This window comes from Pseudomonas sp. FSL R10-0399 (assembly GCF_009600165.1).
GTDB classification, from domain to species: domain Bacteria; phylum Pseudomonadota; class Gammaproteobacteria; order Pseudomonadales; family Pseudomonadaceae; genus Aquipseudomonas; species Aquipseudomonas helleri.
Window position 1 is genome coordinate 1 of the sequence record NZ_WIWK01000212.1, and the last position, 3,286, is coordinate 3,286.

2 protein-coding genes and 2 pseudogenes are annotated in these 3,286 nt (G+C 60.8%); 3 read left to right on the top strand and 1 reads right to left on the bottom strand.

Going from position 1 to position 3,286, the window contains the following annotated elements; all coding sequences use genetic code 11:
* From GHO41_RS28760 to GHO41_RS28770, 3 genes and pseudogenes are all read left to right on the top strand, one after another.
* A pseudogene (locus GHO41_RS28760) lies at window positions 1–305 on the top strand (low molecular weight phosphotyrosine protein phosphatase); the annotation flags it as partial.
* Window positions 302–1,321 carry a UDP-N-acetylmuramate dehydrogenase gene (gene murB, locus GHO41_RS28765; protein ID WP_153435306.1) on the top strand — a complete coding sequence of 340 codons (1,020 nt, stop codon included), beginning with the start codon at window positions 302–304 and terminating at the stop codon, window positions 1,319–1,321. The pseudogene GHO41_RS28760 and the gene murB, both read left to right, overlap by 4 nt.
* Window positions 1,322–1,400: 79 nt before the next feature.
* Window positions 1,401–2,012, top strand: coding sequence for a hypothetical protein (locus GHO41_RS28770; RefSeq protein WP_048389051.1), 612 nt, complete (start codon window positions 1,401–1,403; stop codon window positions 2,010–2,012).
* Between the two features lie 67 nt (window positions 2,013–2,079).
* On the opposite strand, the pseudogene GHO41_RS29950 reads toward GHO41_RS28770, so the two are convergent.
* A pseudogene (locus GHO41_RS29950) lies at window positions 2,080–3,286 on the bottom strand (ribonuclease E); the annotation flags it as partial.

A 3,286-nucleotide genomic window follows, 5' to 3' on the forward strand; every position in this document is an offset into this window, starting at 1 on the left:
GCCAGCGGGCGGCCAAGCGCCGCGGCTATGACTTGTCGGCGCAACGTGCGCAGCAAGTCAGTGCTGCCGACTTCAATCGCTATGACCTGATTCTGGCGATGGACAAGAGCAATCTGCGCGACCTCAAGGCCTTGCAGCCCGCAGGCGCCAAGGCTGAACTGGATTTGTTCTTGCGTCGTTATGCGGCGGTCAAGGATGAAGTCCCGGACCCTTACTACGATGGCGAACAGGGCTTTGAAGAAGTGCTCGACCTGGTCGAGCGTGCGTGCGATTTGCTGGTGATTGAATTGAAGGGCCGTTTATGAGTTTGCAGTTGCAGGTTGATGCGTCACTGAAGTCATTCAACAGTTTTGGCGTGGAGGCGCGTGCCAGCCTGCTGGCCGAAGCGCATACCGACAGTGATGTGCGTGAAGCCCTGCACTATTCGGCCGAGCAACAACTGCCGTTGCTGGTGATCGGCGGCGGCAGCAATCTGTTGCTCACCGGCGACGTTCACGCCCTGGTGCTGCGCATGGCCAGTCGCGGTATTCGGGTGCTTGCCGACGATGGCCAGCGCACCGTCGTCGAGGCCGAGGCGGGGGAGGTCTGGCACGCTTTTGTGCTGTGGACATTGGAGCAAGGGCTGTCCGGCCTGGAAAACCTCAGTTTGATCCCCGGCACCGTGGGCGCCGCACCGATGCAGAACATTGGCGCGTATGGCGTCGAGATCAAGGACGTGTTCGAGGGCCTGACAGCCCTGGACCGCCACACCGGCCAATTGCGCGAGTTCAGCCTGGCCGAGTGCGAGTTTGGCTACCGCGACAGCATCTTCAAGCAGCAGCCGGGCCGCTGGTTGATTTTGCGCGTGCGTTTTGCCCTCAACCGCGCTGAGCGTCTGCATCTGGAATACGGCTCGGTGCGCCAGCGTTTAAGCGAGCAGGGCGTTGAGCGGCCCACGGCCAGAGATGTAAGCCGGGCCATCAGCAGCATCCGCAGCGAAAAACTGCCCGACCCTGCGGTGTTGGGCAATGCTGGCAGCTTCTTTAAAAACCCGCTGGTGTCGGCGCAGCAGGCGGACGAGTTGAAACTCGCCCATCCGGGGCTGATCGGTTATCCACAGGCCGATGGCCAGGTCAAACTGGCGGCAGGCTGGTTGATTGAGGCCGCAGGCTGGAAAGGCTTTCGCGAGGCGGATGCCGGTGTGCATCGCTTGCAGTCCCTGGTGCTGGTGAACTATGGCGCGGCCACCGGGTTGCAACTGCTGGCCCTGGCGCAACGGATTCAGGCCGATATCCAGGAGCGTTTTGCGGTGCAACTTGAGATGGAACCCAACGTGTATTAAGGGCGTCAGTCTCGCTGGCTGATTTCACGCCCACGCAGGCTTGGTGTGTATCCCACTGTTTTTCAGGTCTGGACGAGTCATGAAGCAACTACCCGCGTGTGCGTTAGCAATAACCTTGGTGACGTTGACCGGCTGCATGACGGCCCCGCCAAGGGACCAAAACAATCTGTGCAACATCTATCGCCAATACCCGGCCTGGTACAAAGATTCGGTGGCGATGCAGACACAATGGGGCACGCCGCCCAACGTGGCCATGGCGATCATGAAGCAGGAAAGCAGCTTTGTGGCCGACGCACTACCGCCGCGCGCCTACCTGCTGTGGGTTATCCCATGGGGCAGGGTCAGCCCGTCCTATGGTTATGCACAGGCCCAGCCGCCCGCCTGGAAAGACTTTGAGCGGGCGATGGGGCGCTCAGGTTCGCGGGACAACTATGCCGACGCCATCATGTTTATCGGCTGGTATACCGCAGGCACCCAGCGTCAGTTGGGGATTTCCAAGTGGGATGCCTATAACCAGTACTTGGCGTATCACGAGGGGCGTGGCGGTTTTACCCGTAACACCTACCGTGGCAAACCCTGGTTGATGCAGGTGGCGCGCAAGGTTCAGCAGCAATCGCAAACCTATGGCGCACAACTTGCGCAGTGCCGCGACGAACTGGAGAAAGAGCGCCGCTCGTTCTGGTTTTTTTGATTGCACAATTGAATAAAAAAAGCCCCGCCAGTTCAGAACTGGCGGGGCTTTTTAGTGGCCGGCGGAATTAGGCGAGGGGTTTAGACTCGTGTTCCTGTTCCGTGGCTGCTGCTTTCGCGGCGGCTGCTTCAGCTTCACGCTTGCGGCGGCGTACTTCACGCGGGTCGTTAGGTGCACGACCGTTGCTCGGTGCGCTGACAACCGGCGCTGCTACCACCACTTCAACCACTTCGGTGGTTTCGACCACTTCAACCGGAGCCGGTTGTGCCACAACGGCTGTCTCGACGACAGCAGCTTCAGCCACAACCACTTCAGCGACTGGCTCAGCGACTGGCGCTGGAGCGGCCTCGACAATGGCAGGCTCGGCAACTGGCTCGCGGACAACACGGGCTTCCTTGACGTGCTCAGGTGCTTTCTCGACGACTGGTGTCTCGATTACCGGCGCTTCTTCGCGTGGCGCTTCTACTGCCGGCGCTTCGACAGCGACCTCAACCACAGGCTCTGGCGCGGCAATGACCGGTGTTTCGACAACCGGAGCAGGCTCGGCAACTGCCTTGACTTCAGGTTCAGCCTGTACCGCTGGCACTTCAACTTCAGGTGCCTTGATCGCTTCAACCGGAGTAGTTGCTTCAACAACCGGCGCTTCTACAGCCGGGGCTTCAACCACTGGCTTCTCAACAACCGGCGCTTCAACCGCTGGGGTTGGCACGATGGCCACTTCAGTGGTTTGCGCTTTAACCGCTGCCACGGTTTCGGCAGGTGCCGATTCCTGAGCGGCTTGGGTAGCCCGTTCAGCTTGCTCGTTGGCCTGGGCTTCAGCAGGAGCGCTGATGGCCTGGGTGTGAGCGGCTTGTTGTTCTGCAACTTGCTCGGCAGCGACTTGAGGTGCGGCAGCAGCGTTTTCGGCGGTGGCTTCTTCGCTGTTTTCTTCCGAACCTTCAATCACGTTGCCGTTGGCATCGCGTTGACGTTCACGACGGTTGCTGCGACGACGCTGACCACGGGAGCGACGACGTGGGCGATCACCCTCGTTGTTGTCCTGATTGTCGTCCTGCGCCTGCTCTTCGTTGGTCGCGACTTCTTCGTCTTCAGCAGCCGGTGCTGGAGCCTGGGCTTCGCGTGGTGCACGTTCTTCACGTGGTGCGCGAGGCTGACGCTCTTCGCGCGGCGCACGGGCCGGACGTTCTTCTTCGGTCGCGACAACGGCAGCAGCTGCAGCCACTGCCGGGGCAGCGTCCAGAGGCTCGCGCAGTTCGCGAACGCGCTCTTCACGC